The organism is Xanthobacter variabilis (assembly GCF_043831965.2).
Lineage (GTDB): Bacteria > Pseudomonadota > Alphaproteobacteria > Rhizobiales > Xanthobacteraceae > Xanthobacter.
Genome location: NZ_CM195533.1, coordinates 1,893,086 through 1,919,043, shown reverse-complemented (window position 1 = coordinate 1,919,043; position 25,958 = coordinate 1,893,086). Strand labels below are relative to the sequence as shown.

Annotated in this window: 23 protein-coding genes and 1 pseudogene; 12 read left to right on the top strand and 12 right to left on the bottom strand. The window is 68.8% G+C overall.

The genetic code is table 11. The features are described 5' to 3' along the window. Nucleotides 1–82 precede the first annotated feature (82 nt). The 3 genes from V5F26_RS08345 (at nt 83) to pcaF (ending at nt 2,775) form a co-directional block, all read left to right on the top strand. A complete protein-coding gene (locus tag V5F26_RS08345; RefSeq protein WP_394947520.1) occupies nt 83–805 on the top strand; it encodes a 3-oxoacid CoA-transferase subunit A in 723 nt (240 codons plus the stop codon). Next, on the top strand, nt 802–1,485 hold the full coding sequence (locus tag V5F26_RS08340; protein WP_394947521.1) for a CoA transferase subunit B: 684 nt from the start codon (nt 802–804) through the stop codon (nt 1,483–1,485). Before V5F26_RS08345 ends, V5F26_RS08340 begins: the two co-directional genes overlap by 4 nt. An 87-nt stretch (nt 1,486–1,572) precedes the next feature. Beyond that, complete coding sequence (pcaF, locus tag V5F26_RS08335; protein WP_394947522.1) at nt 1,573–2,775, top strand: 3-oxoadipyl-CoA thiolase; 1,203 nt, start codon at nt 1,573–1,575, stop codon at nt 2,773–2,775. A 232-nt stretch (nt 2,776–3,007) separates the two neighbouring features. Here the strand turns inward: pcaF and V5F26_RS08330 are convergent, their stop codons facing one another. After that, on the bottom strand, nt 3,008–3,283 hold the full coding sequence (locus V5F26_RS08330; RefSeq protein ID WP_394947523.1) for a hypothetical protein: 276 nt from the start codon (nt 3,281–3,283) through the stop codon (nt 3,008–3,010). A 330-nt stretch (nt 3,284–3,613) separates the two neighbouring features. Next, entirely contained in the window at nt 3,614–4,363 is a 750-nt protein-coding gene (locus tag V5F26_RS08325) for a sulfite exporter TauE/SafE family protein (RefSeq protein ID WP_394947524.1), read from the bottom strand. Nucleotides 4,364–4,460: 97 nt separating this feature from the next. On the opposite strand from V5F26_RS08325, the gene V5F26_RS08320 reads away from it, so the two are divergent. Continuing rightward, nucleotides 4,461–5,351 carry a LysR family transcriptional regulator gene (locus tag V5F26_RS08320; protein ID WP_394947525.1) on the top strand — a complete coding sequence of 297 codons (891 nt, stop codon included), beginning with the start codon at nt 4,461–4,463 and terminating at the stop codon, nt 5,349–5,351. A 726-nt stretch (nt 5,352–6,077) separates the two neighbouring features. Here V5F26_RS08320 and V5F26_RS08315 read toward each other — a convergent pair. The 9 genes and pseudogenes from V5F26_RS08315 to V5F26_RS08275 form a co-directional block, all read right to left on the bottom strand. Next, a complete protein-coding gene (locus V5F26_RS08315) occupies nt 6,078–6,629 on the bottom strand; it encodes a hypothetical protein (RefSeq protein WP_394947526.1) in 552 nt (183 codons plus the stop codon). 718 nt (nt 6,630–7,347) lie between these two features. Further along, nucleotides 7,348–7,554, bottom strand: coding sequence for a hypothetical protein (locus V5F26_RS08310; RefSeq protein ID WP_394947527.1), 207 nt, complete (start codon nt 7,552–7,554; stop codon nt 7,348–7,350). Beyond that, nucleotides 7,551–7,667, bottom strand: coding sequence for an HD domain-containing protein (locus tag V5F26_RS08305; RefSeq protein ID WP_394947528.1), 117 nt, complete (start codon nt 7,665–7,667; stop codon nt 7,551–7,553). Before V5F26_RS08305 ends, V5F26_RS08310 begins: the two co-directional genes overlap by 4 nt. Nucleotides 7,668–7,695: 28 nt before the next feature. Continuing rightward, nucleotides 7,696–7,821 (bottom strand): annotated as a pseudogene (locus V5F26_RS08300) (hypothetical protein); the annotation flags it as partial. Nucleotides 7,822–8,861: 1,040 nt separating this feature from the next. Beyond that, nucleotides 8,862–10,559, bottom strand: coding sequence for a multicopper oxidase domain-containing protein (locus tag V5F26_RS08295; RefSeq protein ID WP_509210548.1), 1,698 nt, complete (start codon nt 10,557–10,559; stop codon nt 8,862–8,864). A gap of 78 nt (nt 10,560–10,637) precedes the next feature. Continuing rightward, nucleotides 10,638–11,024 carry a hypothetical protein gene (locus tag V5F26_RS08290; RefSeq protein ID WP_394947530.1) on the bottom strand — a complete coding sequence of 129 codons (387 nt, stop codon included), beginning with the start codon at nt 11,022–11,024 and terminating at the stop codon, nt 10,638–10,640. Between the two features lie 12 nt (nt 11,025–11,036). Beyond that, entirely contained in the window at nt 11,037–14,180 is a 3,144-nt protein-coding gene (locus V5F26_RS08285; RefSeq protein ID WP_394947531.1) for an efflux RND transporter permease subunit, read from the bottom strand. Between the two features lie 10 nt (nt 14,181–14,190). After that, nucleotides 14,191–15,852: an efflux RND transporter periplasmic adaptor subunit gene (locus tag V5F26_RS08280; RefSeq protein WP_394947532.1), complete on the bottom strand. Its 1,662-nt coding sequence runs from the start codon at nt 15,850–15,852 to the stop codon at nt 14,191–14,193. A 77-nt stretch (nt 15,853–15,929) separates the two neighbouring features. Further along, nucleotides 15,930–17,252 carry an ATP-binding protein gene (locus V5F26_RS08275; protein WP_394054857.1) on the bottom strand — a complete coding sequence of 441 codons (1,323 nt, stop codon included), beginning with the start codon at nt 17,250–17,252 and terminating at the stop codon, nt 15,930–15,932. Between the two features lie 276 nt (nt 17,253–17,528). On the opposite strand from V5F26_RS08275, the gene V5F26_RS08270 reads away from it, so the two are divergent. Together V5F26_RS08270 and V5F26_RS08265 are read left to right on the top strand one after the other, a co-directional pair. Next, on the top strand, nt 17,529–17,894 hold the full coding sequence (locus tag V5F26_RS08270) for a SpoIIAA family protein (protein WP_394947533.1): 366 nt from the start codon (nt 17,529–17,531) through the stop codon (nt 17,892–17,894). A 103-nt stretch (nt 17,895–17,997) separates the two neighbouring features. Next, complete coding sequence (locus V5F26_RS08265; RefSeq protein WP_394947534.1) at nt 17,998–20,091, top strand: methyl-accepting chemotaxis protein; 2,094 nt, start codon at nt 17,998–18,000, stop codon at nt 20,089–20,091. A gap of 31 nt (nt 20,092–20,122) precedes the next feature. Here the strand turns inward: V5F26_RS08265 and V5F26_RS08260 are convergent, their stop codons facing one another. Next, nucleotides 20,123–21,340 (bottom strand): amidase family protein, encoded by a 1,218-nt coding sequence (locus V5F26_RS08260; protein ID WP_394947535.1) that lies wholly within the window; start codon nt 21,338–21,340, stop codon nt 20,123–20,125. A gap of 295 nt (nt 21,341–21,635) precedes the next feature. Here V5F26_RS08260 and V5F26_RS08255 point away from each other — a divergent pair, with 295 nt between their 5' ends. The 6 genes from V5F26_RS08255 to V5F26_RS08230 are packed head-to-tail and all read left to right on the top strand — an operon-like array spanning nt 21,636 to nt 25,947. Then, complete coding sequence (locus V5F26_RS08255; protein WP_234051424.1) at nt 21,636–21,998, top strand: ArsR/SmtB family transcription factor; 363 nt, start codon at nt 21,636–21,638, stop codon at nt 21,996–21,998. Next, a complete protein-coding gene (locus V5F26_RS08250) occupies nt 21,991–22,530 on the top strand; it encodes an arsenate reductase ArsC (RefSeq protein WP_394947536.1) in 540 nt (179 codons plus the stop codon). The genes V5F26_RS08255 and V5F26_RS08250 overlap by 8 nt, the downstream gene beginning before the upstream one ends. A 7-nt stretch (nt 22,531–22,537) precedes the next feature. After that, the gene (gene arsC / locus V5F26_RS08245) at nt 22,538–22,960 is read left to right on the top strand and encodes an arsenate reductase (glutaredoxin) (protein ID WP_394054865.1); all 423 of its coding nucleotides are present in this window, start codon (nt 22,538–22,540) and stop codon (nt 22,958–22,960) included. 16 nt (nt 22,961–22,976) lie between these two features. Further along, a complete protein-coding gene (gene arsB, locus V5F26_RS08240) occupies nt 22,977–24,032 on the top strand; it encodes an ACR3 family arsenite efflux transporter (RefSeq protein ID WP_394947537.1) in 1,056 nt (351 codons plus the stop codon). After that, nucleotides 24,029–24,751 (top strand): arsenical resistance protein ArsH, encoded by a 723-nt coding sequence (gene arsH, locus V5F26_RS08235; protein ID WP_394054868.1) that lies wholly within the window; start codon nt 24,029–24,031, stop codon nt 24,749–24,751. The genes arsB and arsH overlap by 4 nt, the downstream gene beginning before the upstream one ends. After that, nucleotides 24,748–25,947, top strand: coding sequence for an MFS transporter (locus tag V5F26_RS08230; protein ID WP_394947538.1), 1,200 nt, complete (start codon nt 24,748–24,750; stop codon nt 25,945–25,947). The genes arsH and V5F26_RS08230 overlap by 4 nt, the downstream gene beginning before the upstream one ends. Nucleotides 25,948–25,958 lie beyond the last annotated feature (11 nt).

The following is a 25,958-nucleotide window of genomic DNA, read 5'->3' as shown; positions in this document are numbered from 1 at the left end:
AATCCCGTTGCCGTCGAGCGGGGCGGTTCCTATTCATCGGGGCATCCGAAACGAACGCCGAAATGGCGCAACAGGGACACCCATGGACAAGACGATCGCCACACTCGCCGAGGCGGTGGCCGGTATCGGGGACGGTGCCACGGTCATGATCGGCGGCTTCGGCGGCTCCGGCGCGCCGATCGAGCTCATCCACGCCCTGATCGACCGGTTCGTGAAGACGGGCAGCCCGCGCGGCCTCACGGTGGTCAACAACAATGCCGGCAATGGTCATGTGGGGCTCGCCGCCATGATCGAGGTGGGCATGGTGACGAAGCTCATCTGCTCGTTTCCGCGCTCGGCGGACCCGCGGGTCTTCACCGAGAAGTATCTGGCGGGCGAGATCGAGCTGGAGCTGGTGCCCCAGGGCACGCTGGCTGAGCGCATCCGCGCCGGCGGCGCCGGCATCCCGGCCTTCTACACGCCGACCTCCTACGGCACCGAGCTGGCGCAGGGAAAGCCGGTGGAGGAGTTCGAGGGGCGGCCTTATGTGCAGGAACGCTGGCTGAAGGCGGATTTCGCCTTGGTGAAAGGCCAGCTTGGCGATCCGCGCGGCAACCTCACCTACAGCAAGGCGGCTCGCAACTTTAACCCGCTGATGTGCATGGCCGCGCGCCAGACCATCGCCCAGGTCTCGCGCATCGTGCCCGCCGGCGACATCGACCCCGAGAACGTGGTCACGCCGGGCATCTTCGTCGACCAGCTGGTCGAGGTGCCGAACCCGCAGCAGGAGGAACTGCTGAACCGCGCCGGAGCAACCTATCCATGACCGCCAGCGACGACATCAAGCTTTCCAACGCGCAGATCGCCTGGCGCGCGGCACAGGACATCACCGACGGCGCCTATGTCAATCTGGGCATCGGCTTTCCCGAGATGGTGGCGCGCTATCAGCCGCCCGGCCGCGAGGTGATCTACCACACCGAAAACGGTATTCTCGATTTCGGCCAGGCCCCGCCCGAGGGGCAGGAGGACTGGGACCTTATCAATGCCGGCAAGAAGGCGGTGACGCTGAAGCCGGGGGCCTCCTTCTTCCACCATGCCGACAGCTTCGCCATGGTGCGCGGCGGCCATCTCGACGTGGCCATTCTCGGCGCCTATCAGGTGGCGCAGAATGGCGATCTCGCCAATTGGAGCGTGGGCGCCAAGGGTGTGCCGGCCGTGGGCGGTGCCATGGATCTTGTCCATGGGGCAAAGCGCGTGGCGGTCATCACCGAGCACGTCACCAAGAGCGGCGAGCCCAAGCTCGTGGAGCGCTGCACCCTGCCGCTCACCGGCGTCGGCTGCGTGACGCGGGTCTATTCCAGCCTCGCCGTCATCGACATCGAGAACGGGCGTTTCGTGCTGCGCGAGAAGCTGCCTTCCCTCACGCTGGAGAAGCTGCAGTCCCTCACCGGTGCCCAGCTTGTCACCACCGGCCCGGTGGGCGACCTGATTGTGCCTGAACTCTAGGGCGGGCCTCGTTTCATCGAAACGGCACACGGCCCGCGATCCTTGCTTTAACGCATTTCTCTGGCGGAAATGCTTTGGGAGTCCGCAATGAACGACGTCTTCATCTGCGATTACATCCGCACGCCCATCGGCCGTTTTGGCGGCGCCCTTGCATCCGTCCGCGCCGACGATCTCGGCGCCGTTCCGCTGAAGGCCCTCATGGCCCGCAATCCGGGAATGGATTTCGGCGCGGTGGATGATGTGATCTTCGGCTGCGCCAACCAGGCGGGCGAGGACAATCGCAACGTGGCCCGTATGTCGCTGCTGCTGGCCGGCCTGCCCCTGGGCGTGTCGGGCACCACCATCAACCGGCTGTGCGGCTCCGGCATGGATGCCATCATCACCGCCGCCCGCGCCATCAAGGCGGGCGAGGCACAGCTGATGATTGCCGGCGGCGTGGAATCCATGTCGCGCGCACCGTTCGTCCTGCCCAAGGCCGAAACCGGCTTTTCCCGCCATGCCGAGATTCACGACACCACCATTGGCTGGCGCTTCGTCAATCCGCTGATGAAGGCGCAATACGGCGTGGATTCCATGCCTGAGACCGGCGAGAACGTGGCGGAGGATTTCTCCATCAGCCGCGCCGACCAGGATGCCTTCGCCCTGCGCTCGCAGGCCAAAGCATCCGCCGCGCAGCAGGATGGCCGCCTTGCCCGGGAGATCGTCCCCGTCACCATCCCGCAGCGCAAGGGTGAGCCCGTGGTGGTGGACCGCGACGAGCATCCCCGCGCCACCACACTGGAGGCCTTGGCAAAGCTGCCCACTCCCTTCCGCAAGGGCGGATCGGTGACGGCGGGCAATGCCTCTGGCGTGAATGACGGGGCGGCCGCGCTCATCCTCGCCGATGAAGCCACGGCGGCGCGGCATGGCCTCAAGCCCATCGCCCGCGTGCTAGGCGGTGCGGCGGCCGGCGTGCCGCCGCGCATCATGGGCATCGGTCCGGCGCCAGCCTCGAAGAAGCTGATGGCGCGCCTGGGCCTCACGGCGGCGGATTTCGACGTGATCGAGCTGAACGAGGCCTTCGCCTCGCAGGGGCTCGCCACCCTGCGCGATCTCGGGATCGCGGACGATGATCCACGCGTCAACCCGAACGGCGGCGCCATTGCCCTGGGTCATCCCCTGGGCATGTCGGGCGCCCGCATCACCGGCACGGCGGCGCTGCAGCTCGCCCTCACCGGCGGCAAGCGCTCCTTGAGCACCATGTGCATCGGCGTGGGCCAGGGCATCGCGGTGGCCCTGGAGCGGGTCTGAGGCGTCTCCTCGCACCCTTGGGCGAAACGCCTCCGGTGTACCGGAGGCCCCGTTGTGTGAACCCTGCAGCTCTCTTCCGCTGGTCGAGCCGAGCGTGTTCTTCGGCTTCGGCCGGCGGGATGTTCTCGCCAGGCCTGCTGCCCATGTATGAGCTCGGCCCTGTCGAGTTCATCGATCCCCCAGGAGGGCGTTGTCGTCGCTGCCGCCGATGGCGGCGCTCAGGACTCATCGATCAGAGTCGGAATGCGATGGTTGCGGCGATGCAGATGGCCGACAAGACGGTGTGGGCGCATCGGTTATAGCGTGTAGCGATACGGCCCCAGTCTTTCAGCTCAGCGACCAGGTTCTCGATCCCGTGGCGTTGGTGACAGAAACCGCGGTCATTGGGATAGGGACGCCTGCGGCTTCCCGATGGGGGAATGCGCGTCGTGAGGGCCTTGTCGGCGATGAGAACCTTGGCCGGTGGCAGGGCTTTGAACAGGATGCGCGCGCCCTTGCGGTCGCTCATCAGGCGTTCGGTTAAAAAGGCGCGACGACGGCCTGGCCCTTCTCCGCGCAGACCATGTGCAGCCCGGAGTTCAGTCCACCCATTGTGGGCCCGCTGCCCCGGCTTCAGGCCGACGCCGATGGAACGCAATTAACAGCTTCTGTTATATTTCAAATGGCCTCCCGGACGCCCCTGAACGCCCGCGGGATACAGTTCCACGGTTGCTCGCTGCCACCGATGCCACATTTGCCGATTTGGCGAATGATTTGCCGCCAATGGCCGCCGTTCGCCCGCTAAGGTCCCCTTTCCGATCTGCGCTGAACTGTCTTTGTTCGCGAATGCTGAGGGCGGTCATAGCAGCGGCCTCGCCGCCATTTCGCATCCGAGCAGCAGCAGGCAGGCCAGAAACCCACGACGAAAGGCCAAGGGGCTGATCCGGTTGCGAGCGCGCTGCCCCACCCACATGCCAGCCAGCGCAGGGACCACGGATAGGGCTGACAGCGCGAGATGCTCGCTCTGAAAGGCTCGATGCGCGCCAAGACCAACCGCCATCGCAATCGTCGACACCGTGAAAGACAGGCCAAGCGCCTGCACCAGATCATCCTTCGCGAGCCCGAGCGCCTGCAGATAGGGCACGGCCGGAATGACGAATACGCCCGTTCCTCCCGTCACTGCGCCAGTAACCCCGCCGATGAGCGGCGACAGCCAGATTTCAGCGCGGCGGGAAACACTGAACTGTCCAGCGAATAGCGTATAGGCGGCATAGACAATGAGGGCGACGCCGAGCAACGTCGTCGTCACTTCAGCATCGCCGCTGGCGATCCAACTCGATCCGAGCAGGGTTCCCGCGACGATCGCCAGCATCATCGGCCACAGTCGCCGCAATTGCGAGGCGAAGCTCGGTCCGGCCGCGAGTTGCCACACATTGGTGACGAAGGACGGGACGATCAGCAGGGTTGCGGCCGCCAATGGGGAGATGAAGGCGCCGAGCACGCCCATCGCGACGGTCGGAAGGCCCATTCCGGTGACGCCCTTGACGAGTCCTGCGGCGAAGAAGGCCGCCAGGACGGCGGCGAGTGTTGCTATCGGAAGATCAAACATCCCAGAGGGCTACCTTATCGGGCGCTATCGACAATGCGGATCTCGCGATAACAGACTTCGGATAGGCCGAAGGCTGAAGATCGACTATTCTGCCCTCATGCGCTTCGACCTCACCGATCTTCGCCTGTTTGTTGCCGTTGCGGATGCTGGCAGCATCACGCGCGGCGCGGTCGATGCCGGGATGTCGTTGCCAGCTGCCAGCGAGAGGCTTCGGGATATGGAGGCGGTGGGCGAAGTCCTGCTGCTCCATCGAGGCCGCCGTGGCGTCGAGCTGACTGAGGCCGGTGAGGCCCTCGCTCATCATGCGCGCACGATCTTGCGCCAAATGGCGCAGATGCGCGGCGAACTCGGACGTTACGCCAAGGGACTGCGCGCCAATATCAGCATCCTCGCCAATACGGCGGCCGTCTCCGAGTTCCTGCCGGAGCGACTTGCTCCATGGATGATGGTCAATCCCCAGATCGACATCGAACTGAAGGAGCGGCAGAGTTTCGAGATTGCGCGAAGTATTGCCTCAGGCTTTGCTGAGATCGGCATTCTGTCGAATGCAGCTGGGACCGAGGGGCTGATCTTGCGCCCGTTTGCCATCGACCGGCTCGGCGTCGTGTGTGCGGCCAATCACGTTCTCGCTGGAAAGCGACGGCTTCGCTTTGCCGATGTGCTTGATTATCATTTCATCGGCCTGATGGATGGTGCCCTGCAGAAACATATCGAGATGCAGGCGGCGCGGCTGGGCGCCAGGATCAAGCTGCGCGTGGCGCTCCGCAGTTTCGAAGGCATTTGCCGTATGGCCGGCGAGGGCGTCGGTATCGGCATCGTGCCGGAAAAGGCGGCGCGGCATTGGAAGCGATCGGCGCGGATAGATTTCGCGCGGCTTTCTGACGACTGGGCAACCCGCCAGCTTTCGGCCTGTGTGCGCAACGAGGCGGAATTGACCCCCGCGGCGCTCAGCCTGTTCGACCACGTGACCTCGAACCCTTACCTCTGAGGCGACCTGACACGCTCCCCGTCAGGCAATCCCGTCCTGGTCCATTGCGTGCCAAGCGGCGACGCGCGCCATGACCCTGGTCATCAGCGGCGCCCAGCTCGCCCCTTTCGCCGCCCTGTCGAAACCGATGCTCCGGCCCATGGATCAGGCATGGCAGGAAAGGCTCCGACTGCCGATTATACTGAGATATTGCGGCGCTTGTTCTCGTCAGGCGGCGCATCGCCACGCGCGAGGACCGAGGTGGCCACTCCTTTTTCTACGCCACTTGCATCGCGATCTCCGTCGCCTTTCGGCTCTGACGCATGAACCTTGAGCCTAGGGTGCGGGCTGCGCGGTGGCGAAGAGGAACTTGGGAATGCCTGCTGTAAGCCCTTCACGGCATTGGTCATACGGGCTTGGAACGCAGGCCGAAGCGATCAGACAGAAGGGCTCTGCTGGCGAATTGGAACTCGAGGCCGCGATCGGCCTGCTGAATGCTCGTGGGCTCCGCTTGGGGCTCCGCCGCGCCAGCGAGGTGGTTCGGGAGCACCAGCCGGTGGACAACCGGCGCGCTCGGGAAAGGACCCGTAGCAGAGGGATAAAGTGAATCTCCCGGTCGCTCACGCCCAGCCGCGTTCCAATGATCTCATCCTTCTCCACCCTGAAGTCGGGCAGGACCTGCGCCAGTCCACCACGGCCAGGGCGGCCGTGCTCCTGCGGGCGAAAAGGCGTCCGATGCTGTCGGCCTCAACGGAGCTCCACTGCGGATCGCCATCGCCCAATTCCCATGCGAGCGATGCCATCGACGCAGAACAGGATGGGATCGCCACCGTCTTGGTCTTCGAAGGCCGCGAGGGTCACCACCGCATCGCGCACCAGATTGCGGATCACCAGCACTTTCGCGCCGTCGCGGGCGGTCGCGAGGGCCCTTTTGGCGATCTCCCCGGGCTGTCCGATGGTGCTGGATGGCACGACCTCCACCCGCTTCGATCGGCTTTGCCCGATGGCCAGCCGCATCACCGGGTCGCCCGCGCCCCCCTGCGACAGGGCTGGGTGAGGCATGGCGATCACGTCGTTGAGCGCAGGAAGCGGAGTGTGGCGCGTTCCCGGCGCGAGCAGGCGGGCGCGCGCCACTGCGCCGAGGGTTGCCGACAAAAGCAGCGCCTGACCGCCAGCGGCAACATGCTGCTCCAGCAGCCGTTCGAGCAGTGCGCTCATATAAGCGTCGGAAGTATGGACTTCGTCCACCGCCAGCAGCGAGCGGGAGAGGCAGAAGCTGCGCATCTGGGCGCGCTTCACCCGCACGATGCCCAGCAGGGCCGGGTCAATGGTGCCCAACGCCACTGGCGCGGCGAGAAAGCGCTTCGGCCTCTCGGCGGCCCAGCGGGAGCGCTTTGTGTCCTCGTCGGGGTCGTCCGTCCATTGGGCGCCGAAGTCCGGCGGCGGGCGCAGCGGGTGTCACCGGCAGCGAGAGCGCACCACGTCCAGCTGCCCTTCCCCAGCAGGCGGTCGCATGCGGCTTGAATGCGGGCATGCTTGGCAATCGCAGCACCGCGCGTCGGCAGGGCGAAATAAAGCCCGTCCACCATGCTGTCGGCAAACGGGTGGGCGAAGCGCCGGAACGCTGCCTCGGTCTTGCCTGAGCCGGTTTCGGCCTCCAGGCCCACGATCGGCCCGCCAGCTCTGCGACCGCCAGTTGGAGGGGCGAGGGTGGATAGGGGCCGATGGCGGAAAAATCGAATACAGCAGGCAGAAGATGCCGCATTTTCCCTGGGGTCGAGGCCGAGCCGCTCCACCAGATCACCGGCGCGCACCCGCGACAGGTCGAGACGCTACGGTGCTCCCGCCTCGGAAAAAGGGAAGGCATCCGGGGCGCTATCGGAGCCCAGCCGGTCAGCGAGCTGCAGCAGCCCCAGGAAAGCGTGCCAGAACGGCGCCGGTTTCAGGAGGTTGGGAAGCAGGGGCCTCCCGGCTCAAACGCCGCGGGCCATCCGTGCCGCGCGGTATCGATCAGCGTTCACACGGCCGTGATTGGATTGCGCTCCAGCGTCGGAGCCCAGAACGGCCCGAATGGCGCGCGGGCCTGGAAATCAGGGGGTTCGCCATGGTGGCCGAGGATGATCGCCAGCAAATGCACGCCATTGGCGGCCCGGGGCTCGGCGGCATCCAGGCCGGTTTGCTGGCGGCGGGAGCGATCGGCCGCCACGTAGATGGCCTCGGTCACATGGCCCCGTCACCGCGCTGAAAGCGGTGGTTGGCCTTGCCGAAATCATGAAGGAAAGCGAGGGCGCAAAGCCGCGCGGTCCGGACCGCGCGGCACGTCCGCCACGCCGGCAAGAGCAGCCAGCCGGCGCTGGATCAGGCGCAGCATCAAAAGCGCCACCGCCGCCACGTCGGCGCAATGATCCGCCAGCGGGTCCCATGCCTGGAACGGCGCCCGACGGGGAAAAAGCTTGCCCCACAGGGCGCCGGCGCGAAGGGGGAGATCCATGGTCCGTCACGGGGTCCAAGTTGACGCATGAGGACGAGTCAAGATCGATTGCAACCAGAGTGAGAAGGCAACTGGAATGCTCATACATGCCGAATGCACTGGACCTTGCCTGTATTCGCATCCTTGATCGCAAGGCTAACGAGCAGCCCTTCACCCTTCCCGATCCCTATGCCGCTTTGCTGCGGGACGAGGTGGCGAGCCTTCCGTGCGCTGCGGCCGCGCCAACGCCATGCGTGACACGCTTTTCCGTGCCAGCTTGGTGCGCTGGCCCGCCTCAAGGCGGATTTGGAAGAGCCCCCGCCGGACCAGCCGGCGCTGCTCCAGGCCCCCGTCCCCTCGGGCCGGCGCGACGACAAGCAAGCCGGCGGCGAAGCCCTCGGCACCCCACCGCGACGACTGGCGGACCTTGACGGGGCTCTGGGTTCTGTGTGGCAGGGCAATCCGCCACATTTCAGCTTCTTGGTAGCGCTTGAAAATCAATATTTTAGAGCCAACAGGCTCCCCCGCCCATGCGGGGATGGACCTTGCATGATGCAGCCGGAGGACACCGCCGACGCGGCTCCCCCGCCTGCGCGGGGATGGACCGTTCCGCGTTCGCTACGCTGACTTTTCCGGCACCGCTGATCCCGACAAGGCGCCGAAGACCACCTTGAAGGCGGAGGTCGACCAGGAGGCCTGGGAAAGCCTGCGCCGCGCCCGCTCGCGCCCCTTCCCGCGGCACGGGAGCGGCCGGGGGGCGGTGAAGGTCATTCAACCCTCTCAGTGATCAGGTGATGAAGGTGCGCGCGGTCTAACGCCCTTTCGAGCAACGTGGGTACTGGCGCGGGTCGGGAAAGCGCGTTCGCTTCATGCCAGCGGCGCCGGCCCCTGCCCTGCCACACAAGCCTTTGGCCGGCTTTCGGCGGCCGGGGAAAACGGGCGGCCCGCGGCGCCGGAGGACCGGCCCCGCTTCGAAGGCGCCCGCGCGTGGCGGGCATGCCCCTGGCGGCACGGGACGGAGGCGCACGGCCCCGCCCCACCCGGCGTGCAGAAGCGGCGGCTCAGGCCACCCGCACCATCGTCATCATGCCACCGGCCATGTGGTAGAGGTGGTGGCAGTGCAGGAACCATTCGCCCTTCGGGCCAGCATCGAAGGCGATGGTCACCGGCACATGTGGCGGCACGATCACCGTGTCGCGCACGGGCCCGGAAAAGCGCCGGCCACCAAGGCCCACCACCTGGAAATGATGGCCGTGAATGTGCATGGGGTGGCTCATCATGGTGGGATTCATGAAGGTCATCTCCACCCGCTCGCCCTGGCGGACGTCAAACGGCACATCCTCGCCATGGACGCGGCCATTGATGGTCCAGCGATAGCCCGGCTCCTCGCCCAGCATCACGGGAAAGGCGCGGTCCGCCGGCCGGACGGCCAGGGGCCGGGTCGCGGCCAGCGTGCTCTCGAAGGAGAGATCGAGCAGGCCCTGGGCCTGCTCTGCCGCTTCCGCCACACGCGGGATGGTGGCGCCGGCAGTGGCCAGGATGAGGCCGGTGCGCGCGGTGGCGCCCTCCACCTGGGCCAGCACCGGAAAGGCGCCCCCTTCCTTGGGAATGTCCACGACGAGGTCGATGCGCTGCCCCTGCGCCAGGGGGAAGGCCAGCGCCCGCACCGGCACGCAGGGAGAACCATCCACCGCCACGCAGCGGGGCTCTAGCCCCGGCACGGTGATGAAGAAGGCGGTGGCGGTGCCGCCATTGATGATGCGCAAGCGCACCGCGGCGCCCTTCTCAACCCGGACGACTTCCGGATCGGCCAAAGTGCGCCGGTTGGCGAGGTAGGCGTCGTAGGCGACATCATTGGCATGCGCCATTCCGGCCATTCCCGCGCCGCCCATCGCGGTTCCGCCCATCATGCCGGCGCCCATTCCGTGGCCGGCGCCCATTCCGTAACCGGCGCCAATGGGCGGAGTGGGCATGCTCGCGGGGCCCATCCCCGCCTGCCCCATTCCCGCTTGCCCCATTCCCGCTTGCCCCATTCCCGCTTGCCCCATTCCCGCTTGCCCCATTCCCGCTTGCCCCATGCCCCCGTGACCCATGGCCCCGTGACCCACGCCGTCATGGCCCATGCCGTCATGGCCCATGCCTTGCTGCCCCATGCCGGGGGCGCCCATTGCCTGCGACGGCATAGGGCCGGCGCCGTGGGCGCCGTGGCCGCCCGCCGCTCCGAGCTCGGCCAAAATCTCCTGCGGGCTGCGGAAGGCGAAGTCGTGGAGCATCACCACCACGTCCTGCGCCTCGCCCGCATCCGCCTCGCGGGTGATGAGCGGGGCGGCGAGCAGCTGCTGCTCGGTCATGGAATGGGAGTGCATCCAGTGGGTGCCGGGGGTGAGCGGATAGTCCACCGCATCGGTGCCACCGGGGGCGAGGGGCGTGCCATCCGGCCGGGCGCGGTCCTGCTCCGGCGGCGCGAAGATCTGCCCGTGCCAATGCATCTGCAGGGGCGTGCCCGAGGCATTGACGAGTGATCCGGAGAGGCGGTCGCCCTCCTTCGCGAAGATGCCCTCGCCGGAGGGGCCGCGCACCACGAACACCTTGGCCGCCTTGCCCTTCACCTCGATGGTCGTGCTCTCGGCGGTGAGCAGCGGGGGCACCTGGGCGCGGGCGCGCAGAGGCCCGGCCAGCGCCAGGGCGCCAAGGGCGCCGCCGCCGATGAGAAGCTGGCGGCGGTTCAGAGCGAGGGGGGCATGCGGATCGGTGGACATGGAAGCGGTCTCCGGCAGGGCCCTGAAGGCGCCCGCAAAGGGAGGGATGGGCTTAGAAGCTGGCCTCGATACTTGGCCTCAGTACTTGGCTTGGGCCGTGGAGCCGTCGGGCGCGGTGATCTGCACCACCCCCTTCACCCCATGGGGCACGGGCTCGGCCGCCGTGCCCGACAGGCGGCCGTCACCGGCGGGGGTGAGGGCAAAGCGCTGCGTCTTGCCATTCACCAGCAGGATGGCGTTGGCCTTGTAGCCCTCGGCGGAAATGGGCTTGTCCGCCCCATTGGAGAGGAAGACCGAGACGGCGGGGCTGCCGTCGGCCACCAGCTCGGCATGGAGATGGCCCGCATCCACCCGCACCCCGCCATGGGCGCCCGCGCCCGGCTCATGGGCGAAGGCGGGAGGAGCGACAAGCGGCGCGGCGAAAAGCGCGACGGCGACGAAAACGGGGAGGATGCGGCGGGTCATGGAAGGCTCCGGTCAGAAGGCGTCGGCGGGCGTCGCCGGCGCGGCGGAAGGGGTGGCCGGCGGCGCCGCCGCCACGAGCCGCTCCAGGGAGGCGCGGCCGTAGCGCAGGACGAGGACGGGGGTGAGCACGGCGTCGAGCAGCGTGGCGCTGACGAGGCCGCCGAAGATGGTGATGGCCACCGGGTGGAGGATCTCCTTGCCGGGCACCTCCGCCCCGCTCATGAGCGGCACAAGGGCGATGCCGGCCGAAGTGGCGGTCATCAGCACCGGCGTGAGGCGCTCCAGGCTGCCGCGCCGGACGAGCTCGGGGCCGAAGGTCATGCCGTGTTCGATGGCGAGATTGATGATGTGGCTGATCTTGAGGATGCCGTTGCGCGCCGCGATGCCCGTCAGCGTCACGAAACCGATCATGCTCGCGACCGAGAGCGGCTGGCCGGCGAGCCACAGGGCCACCACCGCGCCGATGAGCGCCAGCGGCACGCTGCCCATGATGACCAAAGCGAACAGCGCCGAGCGGTAGCGGCTATAAAGCACCGCGAACACCAGCAGCAGCGACACCGCCGATAGCGCGCCGATGGTGCGCATGGACTCTTCCTGCGCCGCGAAGGTGCCCTCCAGGCTGGCGGACACACCCGGAGGCAGCGCCGCCGCCGCCAGCACCCGGCGCATGTCGGCGACGATGGCGGCCATGTCGCGGGTGCCGTTCGTGTTGGCAAGCACCACGATGCGCCGACGCCCACCCTCGCGCAGGATCTGGTTTGGCCCGTCCGTCTCCTTCACCTCCGCCATTTCGGAAATGGGTACCCAGCCCGAGGGGGTTTCGATGAGGAGGCCAGAGAGGCCCGCCGTGGTGCGTTCCCCGTCATTGAGCCGTAGCACCAGGTCAAAGCTGCGGGTGCCGTCCACGAGGCGGGAGACCACGCGGCCATTGGAAAGCCGCTCCAGCGCGCCCGTCACCTGGGCCGGCTGGAGGCCCTGGAGGGCGGCGCGCTCATAATCCACGCGCACTGCCAGCTCGGGCACCCGCGTCTGGCGTTCCACCTGCAGATCCACGAGGCCGGGAATGGCGGCGAGGCGGGTGCGCAGCTCCTCGGCGCTGGCCCGCAGGGTGTCGAGATCATCGCCGAACAGCTTGAGCGCGATCTCGGCGCGCACGCCCGACAGCATGTGGTCGAGCCGGTGGGAAATGGGCTGGCCCACATTGAAGGCGGCGGGCAGCACCGCGAGCCGGTCGCGGATGTCGGCGGTGATCTGGGCGCGGCTGCGGGCGGAGGGGGCGAGATCCACTTCGATCTCCGAGGCGTGGACGCCCTCCGCGTGCTCGTCCAGCTCCGCCCGGCCGGTGCGGCGGCCCACGGCCTTCACCTCCGGCACTTCCAGGATGAGCTGTTCCGCCACCAGCCCCATGCGGTTGCTTTCGGCCAGGGACAGGCCCGGCCGGAACGACATGGAGATGGTCAGCGAGCCCTCGTTGAAGGGGGGCAGGAAGGCCCGCGGCAGGCTGGCCGCCGCCCCCAGCGCGGCGATGAAGAGCACGGCCGTGGCCCCCATCACGAGGCGCGGGCGCCGGAAAGCCCGGGACAGAACAGCGCCATAGCCCCGCTTCAGGCCGCGCACCAGGGCGCCATCGCGCTGCCCATGGGCGCTCCGGCGGGCGATGGCAGGCAGCAGGTAAAAGGCCAGCACCGGCGTGAGGGTGATGGAGACGAACAGGCTCGCCAGGATGGAGACGATATAGGCCTGCCCGAGCGGGGCGAAGAGCCGCCCCTCGATACCCGGCAAGGCGAACAGGGGCACGAACACCAGGACGATGATGAGGGTGGCATAGACGATGCCCGAGCGCACCTCGCGGCTCGCCGCCACCACCACATCGAACACCGGGCGCGGCACGGCCGCCGCCGCATTCTCCCTGAGGCGGCGGAAGATGTTTTCCACGTCCACCACCGCATCGTCCACCAGCTCGCCAATGGCGATGGCGAGGCCGCCCAGGGTCATGGTGTTGATGGTGAGCCCGAAGGCGTGGAAGACGATGGCTGTGGTGAGGATCGAGACCGGGATGGCGGTGAGCGAGATGAAGGTGGTGCGCCAGTTGAGCAGAAAGGCGAACAGCACCACGGCCACCACCGCCATGGCCTCCACCAGCACTTTCTCCACATTGCCGATGGAGGCGGAGATGAAATCCGCCTGCCGGAACACGGGCGCGGACATGCGGATGCCGTCCGGCAGGGTGCGGTTGAGGTCCGCGACCGCATCTTCCACGGCGCGGGTCAGCGCCAGCGTGTCCACCTCCGGCTGCTTCTCCACGGAGAGGATGACCGCCGGCTGGCCCATATAGCCCGCATCCCCCCGCTTCAGCCGGGCCCCATAATCCACCTCCGCGATCTGGTGGAGATAGACGGTGCCGCCGCCGGGCCGGGGCAGCGCCAGGCCCTTGAGATCGTCGAGGCTCAGGGTGCGGGCGAGGTTGCGGATCAGGAATTCCCGCCCGCTCTGGTCGGCGAAACCACCGCCGGAATTGGTGCCGAACCGGCTGAGCGCCGCCTCCAGCGCGTCGAGCGAGATGCCATAGGCCCGCAGGGCCGCGAGGTCCGGAGACACGCGGAACTGGCGCACCTCTCCCCCCATGGGGATCACCTGGGCGATGCCGGGAATGGAGAGCAGGCGCGGGCGGATAACGAAATCCGCCACCTCCCGCACCGCCATGGGCGACGCCGTTTTGCTGGTCACCGCGAACATGAGGATCTGCCCCATGATGGAGCTGATGGGCCCCATCTGCGGCGCCACGTTCGCCGGCAGCCGGTCGCGCACCAGAGCGAGGCGCTCGGCGATCTGCTGGCGGTTGCGATAGATGTCGGTGCCGTAGTCGAACTCCACATAGAGCACGGACAGGCCGACCCCGGAGATGGAGCGCAGGCGCATGAGCCCCGGCAGGCCGGCCAGTGCCGTTTCCAGCGGCACGCTGACGAGTTGTTCCACCTCTGCGGGCGCAAGGCCTTCCGCCTCCGTCATGATGGTGACGGTGGGGCGGTTGAGGTCGGGCAGCACGTCCACCGGCAGGCGGGTCGCCGCGAAGGCGCCGTAGAGCACGAGGACGGCGGCGAGCACCAGCACCAGGAGCCGGTTGCGCAAGGAGTGGGAGACCAGGAATGTGAACACGGCGGCGACCTCAGCGGACCTGGCCGATGAGCTCGGCGCCGGCGGTCACCACGCGGCGGCCGGGCTCCAGCCCGGCGACCACCAGCATGCGGGTGGCATCCAGCGGCTCCACCCGCACCTCGCGGGGCACGAACAGCTCGGCGCGCGTGTGCTCGTAGACGACGGCCTCGCCGTTGGCCCCGCGCACCACCGCCTCGCGCGGGAGGGCGATGCCCGTGCGCGGCGCGCCGGACGCCGCCAGCACCGTGAGGCGCTGGCCGACCCGCAGCCCCTGGCTGTCATGGGTGATGGCGAACTGGATCGGCATCGCCTGATTGCGGTCCGACAGCCCGGCGCCAAGGAAAGCCAGCGCCACCGGGCGGCCATCGGCAAGTCGGCCCTGCGCGCCGTCGCGGCCCGCATCGGGCTCGAAGCTCAGGGCCTCCACCCACAGCCGATCAGGATCGATGATGCGGAACACCACCGTGTTGGGATCAGCCATCTGGCCGGCCACCGCATCGGCGCTGGCGATGACACCGGCCACCGGCGCGCGCAGCGCCTCGGGCTCGCGCTGCACCCGCTCCAGATTGGCGCGGCGGGTCTTCAGCCCCTTCAGCTCCAGTTCCGTCTCCTCCACCTCCCGGGCGGTGACCGCGTCCTTGATGGCGGAGAGCCGGTCATAGCGGCGCTGCACGATGGCGAGCTGCTGGTCCAGCTCATAGCCCTGCTGCTGCAGGTCCTTGAGGTCGGATGCGGCGATGGGCGGATGGACAAAGGCCAGCACGTCGCCCGCCTTCACCCGCGTGCCCAGGGCCTTGAAACCGCCTTCCGGCGGCGCGAGGCGCCCGCCCACGGCGGTCTGCACCAGGCCGCTGGCATTGGCATCGGGGATCACCCGGCCCGGCAGCTCCACCACGCGGGGGAAGTCGCCGGCGGAGGCGACGAGGGTGCGCACTCCGAGAATGCGCTGGCTCGGCTTCGGCAGGAGCACCGCGCCATCGGCAAGCCTCTGGGCGGCATCGCGGGGCACCGCCTTCGGCGCGCTGTCGGCGGCGCGGGCCAAGGGGGACAAGAGGCTGAGGGGGGTGATGAGGCCCGCGAGGAGCAGGAGCGCCGCCGTCCGCCGCCGCAGCGCCATCAGCAGCACACCGGCAACAAAGCCGATCCCCACCCCGGCGAGGAGGCTGAGGCCCTGCCCGCCCATCTGCGCCAGCGCGGCCCGTTCCGGCGGTGACGGGGGCGATGTCGTGCTCTCCTTGGCGGCGGGAACCGTGAGCGTGGCGGCCAGGAGGTCCACGGCGTCGCCCGCGGTGACGGTGAAGGCGAGATCATGCGCGCCCGGCGCTGCGAGGGCGCCCGCGGGCAGCACATAAGTGCCCGGCGCGGCGGGCCGCGCCGTCGTGGTGCCGGCGGGGGTATCCACCTCTATGGTGGCGCCCTCCACCGGGGCATTGTCCGCGAAGCGATCGAGGAAAATGCGCAGCTCATTGCCCCGCAGCACGGCCACCAGCTCGAAGGCGGCGGAGGCCGCTTCAGCGCGCGGCGCGAGGCTTTGGGAGGCGGCGGGCGGCGGCGGGCCGTGGTCGTGCCCTTCATGGGCGCGGGCGCTTCCCGCCAGGCTCGCCGCCACGAGCAGGGCGCCAATCACGCCACCCCAGGCTTGCGCCGACCACCGCGCCAACTGTCGCACCATGCCTTGATCCGTCCGTTTGCTGGTCCGTCCGGAAGGCTGATAGCGCGCGGCCTGTCACGCCGCGTATCGCTTCTGTATCAGTTTGTTTCAACGCGCCCCTTGGGCAGCACGACCCTCACCTCGAGCCCGCCCCGGGGGCGATTGGCGAGGGTGAGGGTGCCCCCATGGCTGCGCACCGCCGCCTGGGCGATGGTGAGACCGAGGCCGACGCCGCCGGTGGCGCGGCTGCGCGAGCTTTCGAGGCGCACGAACGGCTCCATGACCGCCGCGAGCTGGTCTTCGGGAATGCCGGGCCCCTCGTCGCGGATGGTGAGCACCGCATCCGCACCCTCCTGCCTCAGCTCGAGACGGGCGCAGCCGCCATAGGCAAGGGCATTTTGCACAAGGTTCGTCAGCGCCCGCTTCAAGGCGATGAGACGGCCGGCGACCACCAGCGTTGCCGGCGCGTCGAGGGTGACGTCCCGCCCTTGGTCATGGGCGTCGTTGACGATGGTGTCCAGCAGGGCGACGAGATCGATGGGGCGCGCGGGCTCGTCGGCGCTCTCCCCGCGCAGATAAGAGAGCGTCGCCTCGACCATCTGCTCCATCTCGGAAATATCGGCCACCAGCGCATCCCTCAGGGCCCGGTCCGCCACGTCTTCCGCATGGAAGCGCAGGCGGGTCATGGGCGTGCGCAGGTCATGGGACACCGCCGCCAGGGCCTGGGTGCGCCGGCGGATCAGGTCGGCGATGCGGGCCTGCATTCCGTTGAAGGCGTGGGCCAGCTCGCGCACCTCCCGCGGGCCGGTCTCCGGTAGCGGCGCGAGCGGGCGATCGGCCCGCGCCCGCGCCACCGCGCCCGCCATGGCCCGAAGCGGCCGGGTGAGCCAGGCCGAGATGGCGAGCGAGATGAGAAGGACGCCCAGCGCCATGAGACTCGTGGACAGCACTGAGCCATGGCCGGCATCCACCTGCGGCGGCGAGGCGAACAGGCGCACATTGGCCCAGCTTCCGTCCGGCAGGCGCAGGGAGGCCACCGCCAGATGGGGGTCCGCCCCGGCCCCGATCAGCACATCATCCGGTGCCAGCTCGGGCACCAGAGCGTGCACCTCGTCCACCAGGCTCTGCTCAGCGGGCCGCAGCGGGCGGCCCGCCGCGGCGATGGGGTCACGGCTCCAATGGGCATCGATGGCGCCGCCGGAGAGGTCATGGGCCACATTCTCCCGCTCGGCGGGAGGCACGAGGGCCAGCGCCCGCTTCACCGAGGCCAGCTGCTCCGCCAGCCGCGCTGTGTGGGCGACGTGGCGCTCGCGCTCCATGGCGTGCTGGTAGGTCCACAGGCTGGCCAGATGGACCGCGACGATGCCCACCACCGCCACCACCGCGGTGCGCGTCGCAAGACTGTCGAAACGACGGATCACGCCCACTCCACTTCCGCGGAAGAAAGGTCGCCCGCGCGCCGCAAGGCCCGCGCGCTCTCCGCGCCTCCCTTTTCGCCTCTCCTGAAGCGGAAAGACGATCATATTCGCCGCCCGCCCGATACGCCACGGCGCCACCCGCCGAGGACCCGCCCCCGTGACCGCTACCGCCACCCGCAATTTGACTTTGCCGCCCGCGTCGGGAGGGGGATAGTGCTTCCCGCCGCATCTGCCTCGGGCCGGCTCGCAAGCGCAGCCGGCGGACAAAGGGAGGGTGGAATGATCGAGCTGCTCGAAGGCTTCCCCTTGAACGTCGTGGCCATCCGCGCGTCCGGCGAAGTCACCAAACACGATTACGATGCCGTGCTGACGCCAAGGATCGAGGCCGCCTTCGCGGGCCAGGCCAAGGTCCGCGTCTATTATGAGGTGGGTGGCGACTTCTCCGGTTTCGAACCCGGCGCCATGTGGGCCGACTTCAGGATGGGGATGGCCCATCTCACCGGCTGGGACAAGGTCGCCGTGGTTACCGACGTCGCGTGGCTGCGGCAGGCGACCGAGTTTTTCCGCTTCATGATGCCGGCCGAGGTCAAGGTGTTCGCCCTTGCCGATGCGGAAGTCGCCAAGGACTGGATCCGCGCGGCCTGACGGCAGCCCCATGGCCCGCCCTCACGCGGGCCGCGAGGCCGGGGTGAACGCAAGCCTCAGGACAGCCCTGCCCCCTACCTGCTTAAGTAGGGGGAGACAGGGCATGAATTTTTCGATCAAGACTACGCTGATCGTCCTTTTCTCGGCGATCGCGGCGATTCTGGCTGCCATCAGCGTCAGTTCGCTCATCTCCGCATATGGCCGCAACCAGAGCGCCGATGCCGCCGCCACCTATGTGCGCGCGGACCAGGGCCTGTTCAGCGCCTATTCGGCCTATCGGGTGGAGCGCGCGGATGTGGGCTCGGTCCTGCCGCTGTCGGCGGACAAGGCGCAGCCCGTCATCAGCAAGATGATGGAGCGCCGCGCCACCGCGGATAAGGGCCTCAGCGAAGCCCTCGCCCAGCTCAACGAGATCGATCAGCCCGCCGCGCAGGCCGTGGCGGAACGCCTGAATTCCATCGTTTCGGCCATCGGCCGGCAGCGCTCGGAAGTGGATGCCGCCCTGCGGCTGCCGGTCGAGGCCCGGGACACCAAGCTCGCCGGCCGCGTGATCACCGAATCCCATGCCATTCTGGGCCAGCTGGAGCAGGCCACGGTGGCCGTGGAGCGCGAAATTCGCGGGCTGGAGCCCAGCCTGCTGCGCTTTATCGTGCTGCGCTCCGCCGCCGGCACTGCGCGCGTGGCTGCGGGTGACGCCTCCCTTCTCATCAGCGCCGCGCTGCGCACCAAGACCCCGTTCACCACCGCCAAGAGCCTCGCCTTGGCCGAGCAGAACGCGAAGGTTCAGACCGCGTGGAGCGAAGTGCAGTCCATGGCCGAGGGATCGGACATGCCGGCGACGCTGAAGACCGCCATCGGCGCCGCCGACGAGGTCTATTTCTCCGGCGAGACGGCGGCCCTGCGGCAGAAGCTGACCGAGGAGCTTTCCGCCGGCACGCTGCCCAACATCGACACCGAAGTGTGGCGCTCCAAGTCCATCGCCTCGCTGGAGAACCTGGCCGCCGTGGGCCTGGCGGCCATGGACAGCCTCGCCGACGAGGCCGGCGCCATCGCCGCGCACTCCTGGTCCACCCTGCTGTCCTATGCCGGTCTTCTGGTGCTGGCGCTGGGCGTGGGACTGGTGGGGCTGTTCGTGGTCGTCGAGCGGGTAACGCGCCCCATTTCCCATCTCACCGCCGCCATGGAGGCGCTCGCGGGGGGCCAGCTCTCCATCGCCATTCCCAACACCCAACGCCGCGACGAGATTGGCGGCATGGCGAAGGCCATGCTCGTCTTCAAGGAGGAAATGGCCCGCAACGCCGCACTTGAGGCCGAGGCCGGCGCGGCCCGCGAGCGGGCCGAACTGGAGCGCCGCGAGAGCATGATGAAGCTCGCCGGCGAGTTTGAAAGCGCGGTCGGCGCCATCATCGGCGGCGTCGCCTCCGCGTCCGGCCAGCTGCACGGCACCGCCCGCGCCATGGCGGAGGCCGCGCGCCGCACGTCGGAGCAGTCCACCGCCGTCGCTGCCGCCGCCGAGCAGGCCTCCACCAATGTGGTGATGGTCGCCTCCTCGGCCGAGGAGCTCGGTTCCTCCGTGGACGAGATCGGCCGCCAGGTGCAGCAGTCCGCCCAGATGTCCGACGTGGCCGTCGCCGAGGCGGAGAAGACCGGACAGGCGATGCAGGACCTCGCCCAGGCCGCCTCGCGGATCGGCGACGTTGTCGGCCTCATCTCCAGCATCGCCGGGCAGACCAACCTGCTCGCCCTCAACGCCACCATCGAGGCGGCCCGCGCCGGAGATGCCGGCAAGGGCTTCGCCGTGGTCGCCTCCGAGGTGAAGGCCCTCGCCACCCAGACCGCGAAGGCGACGGAGGATATCGAAAGCCAGATCGGCGCCATCCAGGCCAGCACCAAGCACGCCGTGCAGGTCATCGAGACCGTCGGCAGCCAGATCCGCAAAATGAACGATGTCGCCTCCAGCATCTCCGCCGCGGTGGAGGAGCAAGGCGTCGCGACGCGCGAGATCGCCCGCAACGTGGATCAGGCCGCCACCGGCACCAATACCGTGAGCGCCCACATCTCCAAGGTGGCCCAGACCGCCGACGAGACGGGCGAATCCGCCGGCCACGTGCTCACCGCTGCGGCCGCCCTCTCCGACCAGGCCACCCAGCTCGAGGCGCAGATGCGACGCTTCCTGCAGACCATCCGCACCGCGTGAACCGGACCGGGTGGGCGGGGCCAGTCCTCGCTCACCCGGTGGCGACCATCTCCCGCACCGCGCGTAGCAGGAATTCATCCTGGTAATGGCCCGCGGCGAAGGACAAGCCGACCGGGCAATTCTCGACGCTCAGCAGCGGCGCCGAGATCTCCGGCAGACGGCCGACACCGGCAAAGGCCGTGATCGCCATGGTTCGCCCATAGAAATCGCCGACCGCCTCCAGGGTGCGAAGCGAGCCCTTCAGCGGCGCGATCACCGGCGTGGTGGGGAAGCAGATGACGGTGCCCGCGGCCAGAAAGGCGTTGATGGCCGCGAACAGCTGCTCGCACCGCGCCAGGCTGTCGAGCGCGGCGATGCGATCGAACTTCAGCACGTTCTGATAGGCCATGGAGAAGGTGAAGCCGAGCTCCGGCTGCTCATTCTCGATCCAGTTGCTGACCGTGCACTGAAATTCCGCCGTCTGCAGATCCCTGAGGGCCCTTTCGTTGCAGTCGGAGAGGCTCATCCCGACATTGGCGATCTGCGCGAACGTCAACCGTTCGAACCGGATTCCGGTCCGCGCCGCGCAGCCCGCCAGCAGCCGCTCGGCGGCCTCGCGCACGGCCGCGTCGGCGATGTCGAGGGCATCCTGCAACACCACGATGCGCCGCAGGGGCGCCAGTGAGCCCGCGCAGCTGCGCAGCAGCACCCGCATCGCCCGCTCAAGAATATCGAAGCGCGACGCCAGCGCCCCCACAGTGCTCACGCTGGGCATGAAGGGCAGGACCCCGGCTTCCGAGATCCGGTGCAGGGAAGGCCGCATGCCCCAGAGGCCGCAGAGGCTGGCCGGCACGCGGATGGAGCCGCCGGAATCGGTGCCAATGGAAAAATCCGCGATCCCGTTCGCCACCGATGCCGCCGACCCGCTGGAGGAGCCGCCGGGAATGCGTTCCGGGGCCCTGGCGTTTCGCGGCGTTCCGAAAAACGCGCTCTCGCCGTCCAGGCTGTAGGTGAACTCGTCGGCCACCACCTTGCCCACGCATCGCGCGCCCGCCGCCAGCAGCTGGTCCACGCACAGCGCATGGTGGCGCGGTGCCGGATGCGCGTCGCGCCACGCCGGACTGCCAAATGAGGTTCGATGGCCGGCAATGTCGATATTGTCCTTCACCGTGAAGGCGAGCCCGTCGAGGGCCCCCGCGCGATAGGGCGGGAGAGACAGGCGCTCGACAAGGGATCCGGACGGATCGGGGGCGGAAGGCAGCTGGGGCATCTCGGCCTTGGGCTTTGGGCAGGCGGCGCATGGCCCCGCGCCGACCGACAGGGCGGCCGAGGGGGAGAATGCCCACCACGGTCAGGGCATGGAGCTATAGCGCAGCACAGGGGCTCCGCTCCATCCCGCATGGCGGCAACGGGCCCGCTGTTCCCGCCCCTGCCGGCCGCTTCCCGGCCCCTCCCCCGGCCTCTTGCCGGGGCCTCTTGCCGGGGCCTCTTGCCTCGGCCTCTTGCGCGGCGGCCGAGAACGGCATATGAATTCAATAATTCAATCTCAATTGAGATATTGAGGAATGGACGAAGCTCAAGCCCTTGCCGCCTTTGCCGCGCTGTCGCAGGAGACGCGGCTGCGGATCGTGCGCCTTCTGGTGCAGGCCGGGCCGGAGGGTCTGGCGGCCGGCGCCATCGGCGAGGCCATCGGCGGCGCCTCCTCCTCGCGCCTGTCTTTCCATCTTGCCCATCTGGAGCAGGCGGGTCTGGCGCGCTCGCGCCGGGAGGGCCGCTCCATCATCTACAGCGCGGTCTATCCGGCGCTGTCGGACCTCGTCGCCTTCCTGATGAAGGATTGCTGCAACGGCCATCCGGACGTCTGCACCCCCGCTGTCGCCGCCCTTTCGTGCTCCTGTGAACCCGAGGCCGAGGAAACCCATGCCTGACGCCACGCCCCCGCGCATCTACAATGTGCTGTTCCTGTGCACCGGCAACTCCGCGCGCTCCATCCTTGCCGAGAGCATCCTGGCCCGCGATGGCGCGGACCACTTCCGCGCCTTTTCCGCGGGCAGCGCCCCCAAGGGAGAGGTGAACCCATTCGCGCTGCGGGCGCTGCGGGCGGCCGGCTACCCGTCCGAGGGCTTTCGCTCCAAGAGCTGGCTGGAGTTCGCTGAGCCGGGCGCGCCGGTGATGGATTTCGTCTTCACCGTCTGCGACAACGCCGCCGGCGAGGCCTGCCCCATCTGGCCGGGCCAGCCCATGACGGCCCATTGGGGCATCGAGGACCCCGCCGCGGTGGAGGGCACCGACATTCAGAAGGAGGCGGCCTTCAATGCCGCCTTCCGCTATCTGAAGAACCGCATTTCGGCGTTTACCGCACTGCCCATTGCCAAGCTGGACCGCCTCGCTCTCGGCAGCCGCCTGCGCGAGATCGGCCAGCTGGACGGCGCCACCGCGCCCCGCCCCCATGTCGCGTGAGGCCGCCATGGATGTGGTCATCTATCACAACCCGGCCTGCGGCACCTCGCGCAACACCTTGGCGATGATCCGCAATTCCGGCATTGAGCCGCACGTGGTGGAATATCTGAAGACGCCGCCCGCGCGTGAGCTGCTGCGGCAGCTCATCGCCCGCGCCGGCCTTCGGGTGCGCGATGTGCTGCGCGAGAAGGGCACGCCCTATGCAGAGCTCGGCCTCGGCGACCCGGCCCTGTCCGACGAGGCGCTGCTGGATGCCATGATGGCCCATCCCATCCTCATCAACCGTCCCCTCGTGGTGTCCCCCAAGGGCGTGCGCCTGTGCCGACCGTCCGAGCTGGTGCTGGAGCTGCTGCCACCGCAGCAGGGCGCCTTCACCAAGGAAGACGGCGAACAGGTGGTGGACGCGGCCGGCGACCGCATCGCTGGCTGATCCCAAGGAGACACGCATGTCCCTGTTTGAACGGTATCTCACCGTGTGGGTGGGCCTGTGCATCGTCGCCGGCGTCATCCTCGGCCATCTCGCCCCGGCGGTGTTCCAGGCCATCGGCGCTGTCGAGGTGGCGCAGGTGAACCTGCCGGTGGCGGTGCTCATCTGGCTGATGATCGTGCCCATGCTGCTGCGCATCGATTTCGCCGCCCTCGGTCAGGTGGGCAAGCACTGGCGCGGCATCGGCGTCACGCTGCTGGTCAACTGGGCGGTGAAGCCCTTCTCCATGGCATTCCTGGGCTGGCTGTTCATCGGCTGGCTGTTTCGCCCGCTGCTGCCGGCGGACCAGATCGACAGCTATATCGCCGGCCTCATCCTGCTGGCGGCGGCGCCCTGTACCGCCATGGTGTTCGTGTGGTCGAACCTGACCCGGGGCGAGCCGCACTTCACCCTGTCGCAGGTCGCCCTCAACGATGCCATCATGGTGGTGGCGTTCGCGCCCATCGTGGGCCTGCTGCTGGGCCTTTCCGCCATTACCGTGCCGTGGGGCACGCTGGTGCTCTCCGTGGTGCTCTACATCGTCGTGCCGGTGATCGTGGCGCAGCTGCTGCGAGGCCGGGTGCTGGCGCATGGGGGCCCGCAGGCGCTGGAACGGCTCCTGTCGCGGCTCGGCCCGCTGTCGCTGGTGGCGCTGCTCGCCACCCTGGTGCTGCTGTTCGGCTTCCAGGGCGAGGCCATCATCGCCCAGCCCTTGGTCATCGCGCTGCTGGCGGTGCCGATCCTGATTCAGGTCTATTTCAATGCCGGCCTCGCTTATGTGCTGAACCGCATGGCCGGCGAGGCGCACTGCGTGGCGGGCCCGTCCGCCCTCATCGGCGCCTCGAACTTCTTCGAGCTGGCAGTGGCCGCGGCCATCTCGCTGTTCGGCTTCACATCGGGCGCGGCGCTCGCCACGGTGGTGGGCGTGCTGATCGAGGTGCCGGTGATGCTGTCCGTGGTGTGGATCGTGAACCGCTCCAAGCGCTGGTATGAAGGCGAGGCCGCAACCCGCGCGCCCGCGAGGAGCACGCAGTGACCCACGACACCCTGCCCAATGTGGATGCCGCCCTGCTCGACATCCCCACCCTCGACCGGCTGATCCCCGCGGCGCCCTCGCGCCATCCCCCGCGCATTCTGCTGCTCTACGGCTCGCTGCGGGAGCGCTCCTATTCGCGCCTCCTGACGTTGGAGGCGGAGCGCCTGCTGCGCCGCCTCGGCGCCGAGACGCGGGTGTTCCACGCCGATGGCCTACCCCTGCCGGACGCAGAGCCGGTGGAGCACCCGAAGGTGCAGGAGCTGCGTGAACTGGTGCTCTGGTCCGAGGGCCAGGTGTGGTGCAGCCCGGAGCGGCATGGCGCCATGAGCGCGGTGATGAAGGCGCAGATCGACTGGATCCCCCTGTCCCTCGGCGCCATCCGCCCCACCCAGGGCCGCACCCTGGCCGTGATGCAGGTGTGCGGCGGCTCGCAATCCTTCAACGCGGTCAACCAGATGCGCATTCTCGGCCGGTGGATGCGCATGCTCACCATCCCCAACCAGTCCTCGGTGGCGAAGGCCTATGCCGAGTTCGACGACGAGGGGCGGATGAAGCCCTCCGCCTATTACGACCGGGTGGTGGACGTGATGGAAGAGCTGATGAAGTTCACCCTCCTCACCCGCGACATCTCCCCCTATCTGACCGACCGCTACAGCGAGCGCAAGGAAGAGGCCGCGAAGCTGGAAGAGAGGCTGGCCCTCGGCGCGGCCGTGCGGTGAGCACAGCCGCCCCCGTCGTGTCCCCCGGCCCGGAGCCGACCGCCGGGCGCCGGCTCATCGCCGCCCTCGGCATCGTCCAGATCTTCGCCTGGGGCTCCTCCTTCTACCTGCTGGCGGTGCTCGCGGCGCCCATCGCCCGCGACACCGGCTGGCCGGCGCAATGGGTGATGGGCAGCCTCTCCCTGGGGCTCCTGGTGGCGGGGCTCGTCTCGCCGCGCATCGGCGCCTTGATCGAGGCCCATGGCGGCCGGCCGGTGCTGGGCGCCGGGTGCGCGCTGCTGGCGGCGGGGCTCGTCATTCTCGCCCTTGCGCCAAACCCGGCGATCTTCGCCCTCGGCTGGTGCGTGATGGGCGCGGGCATGGCGGCAAGCCTCTATGACGCCGCCTTCGCCACCCTGGGCCGGCTGCACGGCGCAACGGCCCGGCGCCCCATCACCCTGCTCACCCTCTGGGGCGGTTTTGCCAGCACCGTATGCTGGCCGCTCTCCGCCTTTCTGGAAACGAAGATCGGCTGGCGCGGCACCTGCCTCGCTTATGCGGGGCTGCACGTGGTCCTGTGCCTGCCGTTGGTGGCCACGTACATCCCCGCCATCGCCCCGCGCGGCGCGGTGGCCGGCACCGCCGCACCGCGGCCGGCCGGAGCGCTGCGGGGGAGAGATCTGAAGGCGTTCCTGCTGCTGGCTGGCATCATCACGCTGGCCGGCGCCATTGCCTCCGCCATGTCGGTGCAGGTGCTCGCGCTGCTGCAATCCCGTGGCTTCAGCCTCGCGGAGGCGGTGGCGGCGGGTGCGGCCATCGGGCCCGCGCAGGTGTTCGCACGCATCATCGAGCAGCTCAGCGGCGGGCGGCACCACCCGCTATGGACCATGGTGTGGGCCGTGGCGCTGATCGGCCTCGGGCTTATGCTGCTGGCACTGGGGCTGCCCATCATCGCCATCGCGCTCGCCGCCTATGGCGCGGGAAACGGCATTTTCTCGATCGCGAAGGGCACGGTGCCGCTGGCGGTTCTGGGAGCCGAGCGCTACCCGGTGCTCGCCGGCCGGCTTGCGCGCCCGGCCCTGCTGGCCCAGGCCCTCGCGCCCCTGGTGGCGGCCCAGCTCATGGCCACGGGCGGCGCCGGCGCGGTGCTGGCTGCGCTGCTTGCGCTCTGGCTGGTCGCGGCCGCCTTGCTCGCCCTGCTGTGGCGCGCGCATTGAGCCGCGGCCCG

Excerpts from the sequence above, each read along its gene's own strand:
- V5F26_RS08345 (WP_394947520.1), top strand. The coding sequence starts at position 83 with ATGGACAAGACGATCGCCACACTCGCCGAGGCGGTGGCCGGTATCGGG.
- V5F26_RS08340 (WP_394947521.1), top strand. The coding sequence starts at position 802 with ATGACCGCCAGCGACGACATCAAGCTTTCCAACGCGCAGATCGCCTGG.
- pcaF (WP_394947522.1), top strand. The coding sequence starts at position 1,573 with ATGAACGACGTCTTCATCTGCGATTACATCCGCACGCCCATCGGCCGT.
- V5F26_RS08330 (WP_394947523.1), bottom strand. The coding sequence starts at position 3,283 with ATGAGCGACCGCAAGGGCGCGCGCATCCTGTTCAAAGCCCTGCCACCG.
- V5F26_RS08325 (WP_394947524.1), bottom strand. The coding sequence starts at position 4,363 with ATGTTTGATCTTCCGATAGCAACACTCGCCGCCGTCCTGGCGGCCTTC.
- V5F26_RS08320 (WP_394947525.1), top strand. The coding sequence starts at position 4,461 with ATGCGCTTCGACCTCACCGATCTTCGCCTGTTTGTTGCCGTTGCGGAT.
- V5F26_RS08295 (WP_509210548.1), bottom strand. The coding sequence starts at position 10,559 with ATGTCCACCGATCCGCATGCCCCCCTCGCTCTGAACCGCCGCCAGCTT.
- V5F26_RS08290 (WP_394947530.1), bottom strand. The coding sequence starts at position 11,024 with ATGACCCGCCGCATCCTCCCCGTTTTCGTCGCCGTCGCGCTTTTCGCC.
- V5F26_RS08280 (WP_394947532.1), bottom strand. The coding sequence starts at position 15,852 with ATGGTGCGACAGTTGGCGCGGTGGTCGGCGCAAGCCTGGGGTGGCGTG.
- V5F26_RS08270 (WP_394947533.1), top strand. The coding sequence starts at position 17,529 with ATGATCGAGCTGCTCGAAGGCTTCCCCTTGAACGTCGTGGCCATCCGC.
- V5F26_RS08265 (WP_394947534.1), top strand. The coding sequence starts at position 17,998 with ATGAATTTTTCGATCAAGACTACGCTGATCGTCCTTTTCTCGGCGATC.
- V5F26_RS08260 (WP_394947535.1), bottom strand. The coding sequence starts at position 21,340 with ATGCCCCAGCTGCCTTCCGCCCCCGATCCGTCCGGATCCCTTGTCGAG.
- V5F26_RS08255 (WP_234051424.1), top strand. The coding sequence starts at position 21,636 with ATGGACGAAGCTCAAGCCCTTGCCGCCTTTGCCGCGCTGTCGCAGGAG.
- V5F26_RS08250 (WP_394947536.1), top strand. The coding sequence starts at position 21,991 with ATGCCTGACGCCACGCCCCCGCGCATCTACAATGTGCTGTTCCTGTGC.
- arsC (WP_394054865.1), top strand. The coding sequence starts at position 22,538 with ATGGATGTGGTCATCTATCACAACCCGGCCTGCGGCACCTCGCGCAAC.
- arsB (WP_394947537.1), top strand. The coding sequence starts at position 22,977 with ATGTCCCTGTTTGAACGGTATCTCACCGTGTGGGTGGGCCTGTGCATC.